Source organism: Pseudomonas sp. 05N434, assembly GCF_056396965.1.
The window spans coordinates 1-3,603 of record NZ_JBFTMK010000518.1 but is presented as its reverse complement, the minus strand read 5'-3'; the positions used below and the strand labels follow the sequence as shown (position 1 = coordinate 3,603).

The following is a 3,603-nucleotide window of genomic DNA, read 5'->3' as shown; positions in this document are numbered from 1 at the left end:
AGCCTCGACATTGGGTGTAACCCAGTTGCCCATGCGATTGCTGACCAGCATCGGCAGGTCGGAGTGATAAAAACCGATTACCGGCACATCGAGTTGGCGCTTGGCGTCCAAAGCGGCCCAGGCGGTCAGGTAAGGGTCGCCGACTTCAATCAGATCGGGTTGTAAATCTCGCAGAACATTGCGCCACGGCCCGAGACGGAGGGGGAAGCGATAACCCTTGCCGAAGGGYAGGGCGGGGGCCGGAACCGTATAGACACCATCCTGTTCACTCAAATGCGCCCCTGGGATCAGCAGGCTATGGCAAATGCCGGGTTTGATGCCCAAACGACGGTGCTTGGCATCCAGATACGTGCGCACGCCACCGCTGGCAGGGGCGTAGAACATGGTTATGTCAGCGATATGCACGATGAACATCCCTCCGGGTTCGATGTGCTCCCTTTGGTTGACCTATATGAAGGATAGATGTTCGGTTGGGTTTTGCGGCGATGCCGAGGGCTTTGGACTGTTGTGTGGCGAGGGAGCGTGCTCCCGCTCGGCTGCGAAGCAGTCGTAAAATCAGCTGGTGTGTTCAATCTGACACACCTTCAATCCCGATTTTTGGGTCGCTTTGCGACCCAGCGGGAGCAAGCTCCCWCGCCACGGTGTCTGTGAACAGACGCTAGATACGGAAACTGCCCACCAATTGCTTCAAGCGCGAGGCCTGCTGCTCAAGGTCCGAGCACGCCCGCAGGGTCGATTGCAGGTTTTCCACGCCTTCCTGGTTCAGCGTGTTGATCTCGGTGATGTCCACATTGATCGACTCCACCACTGCCGTCTGTTCCTCGGTCGCCGTGGCCACCGACTGGTTCATGCCGTCGATTTCGCCGATGCGCAACGTCACGCTGTTCAGGCGCTCGCCCGCCAGGTTGGCGATTTCCACGCTGTCCTGGCTGTGGCGCTGGCTGTCGCTCATGGTGCTGACGGATTCACGGGCGCCGACTTGCAGCTCCTCGATCATGGTCTGCACCTGTTGCGCCGACTCCTGTGTGCGGTGCGCCAGGTTGCGTACCTCGTCGGCCACCACGGCAAAACCGCGCCCGGCTTCACCGGCCCGCGCTGCTTCGATGGCGGCGTTGAGCGCCAGCAGGTTGGTTTGCTGGGAAATGCTGGTGATCACTTCGAGAATCTGCCCGATGTTCACGGTTTTGCTGTTCAGCGATTCGATGTTGGTGCTCGAAGCGCTGAGCATGCTCGACAGCTGATTCATCGCGGCAATGCTGCGATCCACCACTTGCTGGCCGTCTTCGGCCAGGCTGCGGGCATCGCTGGCCTGATTCGATGCCTGGGCGGCGTTACGGGCGATTTCCTGAGCCGCGGCGCCGAGCTGGTTGATGGCCGCGGCGACGCTGTTGGTGCGCGAAGCTTGCTGGTCGGAGTTGAACATCGACGAGTTCGAGGCCGCCACCACCCGCAAGGCCACTTCGTTGACCTGGCCGGTGGCCGAGGACACTTCGCGGATCGATGTATGAATTCGCTCCACGAAACGATTGAACGCCGTGCCAAGGACGCCGAATTCGTCCTGATTCTGGATGGTCAGGCGTTTGGTCAGGTCGCCTTCACCGTCGGCGATGTCTTCCATGGCGCGGGTCATCACGTGCAGCGGCTGGATCAGCAGGCGGATCAGCATGCCCAGCAAGCCAATGATGATGGCCACTGCAATCAGGGTCGCGATGATCGCCGAGGTGCGGAATTCGCTGAGCATGGAGAAGGCTTTGTCCTTGTCCACCGACAGGCCGATGTACCAGTTGACCGAGGACAGTCCCTTGATCGGGGTGAAGGTCACGATGCGGGTTTTGCCGTCGACTTCGATCTCGCTCGGCTTATTACCGATGACGGGCGTGTCTTGTGGGTAGACGTCCTTGAGGTTTTTCATCGCCAGCGTTTTGTCCGGGTGGACCAGGATCTTGCCGTCGGCGCTGACCAGGAACGCATAGCCCATGCCGTCGAAGTCCAGCGCGTTGAGGCTGTCGGTGATCGCTTGCAGGCTCAGGTCGCCACCGACCACACCGATGTTCTGACCGTCCTTGAGAACGCTGTCGACGATGGAAATCACCAACTGGCCAGACGCCAGGTCGATGTAAGGTTCGGTCAAGGCTGACCCGCTGGTGCTTTGCGCGCTCTTGTACCAAGGGCGGACGCGAGGGTCATAGCCGTCGGGCATCTTGCTGTCCGGACGGATAATGAAGGTGCCATCCTTGTTGCCCAGGTAGGCACCCATGAAGGTCGATGTGACAGCCTTCTGTTCCAGCAGTTTGGCGACGTTGTCGGTCTCGGCGTTCAGGGCAACGGTCTGTGACAGGTTTTCGATCAACAGGCTACGACCCGCCAGCCAGGTCTGAATGTTCTTGGCGGTGACGTTACCCATTTCTTGCAGGTAGTTGTCCAGGTCGCGGCGTATCGCATTGCGCTRCAAATAGTCGTTGTACAGTGTGAACGAAGCGAATGCGGCGATAACGATCAGGGCGGCGGCAAGCAGTATTTTATGGCTGAAGCGCAGGTTTTTATTCATGGCTTGGGGTCCGCTAGGTCTTAATGTCCAGGGCGTGCTTTTATAAAGGCACGCAAATTGGGCAGTGTTGAAAGTAAGCTGATAGTTCCGTCTCTCCTTAGGGAATTACCGACGCTATTTTCAGTCTGGTCTCTCGGTTGTTATCGGCCATGCAGGATCAAAGATTAACCATGGGTGACAAAATGCCTGACTCATCGCAACTCGTTATCGGCGCTGACCTCGCTGGCCAGCCAATCGCCCAGGCCATGCGCCTGGCGAACCGTCACGGTTTGGTAGCGGGCGCTACCGGGACCGGTAAAACCGTTACGTTGCAGCGCCTGGCCGAAGCGTTCAGCGATGCAGGCGTGGCGGTGTTCGCGGCGGATATCAAAGGCGACTTGTGCGGCCTGGGCGCCGCCGGTAACCCTCAAGGCAAGGTCGCGGAGCGGATCGCCGGCATGCCCTGGCTGAACCATAAGCCTCAGGCGTATCCGGTAACCCTGTGGGATATTCACGGTCAGTCCGGTCATCCATTGCGCACCACCTTGAGCGAAATGGGGCCGTTGCTGCTCGGCAGCCTGCTGGAGCTGACCGACAGTCAGCAGTCGGCACTTTATGCCGCGTTCAAGGTGGCCGACCGCGAAGGGCTGTTGCTGCTGGATTTGAAGGATTTGAAGGCGCTGCTCAATCATCTGCGCGATAACCCCGAATTGCTGGGCGATGACGCGGCACTGATGACCACCGGTTCCAGCCAGGCACTGTTGCGCCGTTTGGCGACGCTGGAACAGCAGGGCGCCGAAGCGTTGTTCGGTGAACCGGCACTGCAACTGGAAGATATTTTGCAACCGGCGATGGACGGTCGCGGGCGCATCCATTTGCTCGACGCCAGCCGTCTGGTGCACGAAGCGCCGAAGGTCTACGCGACGTTCCTGCTGTGGTTGCTGGCTGAATTGTTCGAGCAACTGCCGGAACGCGGCGATGCCGATAAACCGCTGCTGGCGCTGTTTTTCGACGAGGCGCACTTGTTGTTCGCCGGTACGCCCAAGGCGTTGCAGGATCGTCTGGAACAAGTGGTG

3 protein-coding genes and 1 pseudogene are annotated in these 3,603 nt (G+C 59.4%); 1 reads left to right on the top strand and 3 read right to left on the bottom strand.

Going from position 1 to position 3,603, the window contains the following annotated elements; genetic code table 11:
• The 3 genes and pseudogenes from AC1DLB_RS24835 to AC1DLB_RS24825 all read right to left on the bottom strand — a co-directional run.
• Nucleotides 1-405: glycosyltransferase (locus AC1DLB_RS24835; RefSeq protein WP_477785824.1), on the bottom strand; the 405-nt coding region annotated here is incomplete at its 3' end.
• Between the two features lie 253 nt (nt 406-658).
• On the bottom strand, nt 659-1,423 hold the full coding sequence (locus AC1DLB_RS24830; RefSeq protein WP_477744554.1) for a methyl-accepting chemotaxis protein: 765 nt from the start codon (nt 1,421-1,423) through the stop codon (nt 659-661).
• 93 nt (nt 1,424-1,516) lie between these two features.
• Nucleotides 1,517-2,548, bottom strand: a pseudogene (locus AC1DLB_RS24825) (HAMP domain-containing protein); the annotation flags it as partial.
• A gap of 182 nt (nt 2,549-2,730) precedes the next feature.
• Between AC1DLB_RS24825 and AC1DLB_RS24820 the strand changes: the two are divergent.
• Nucleotides 2,731-3,603 (top strand): helicase HerA-like domain-containing protein (locus tag AC1DLB_RS24820; protein ID WP_477785823.1); only part of this gene is annotated, 873 nt, incomplete at its 3' end.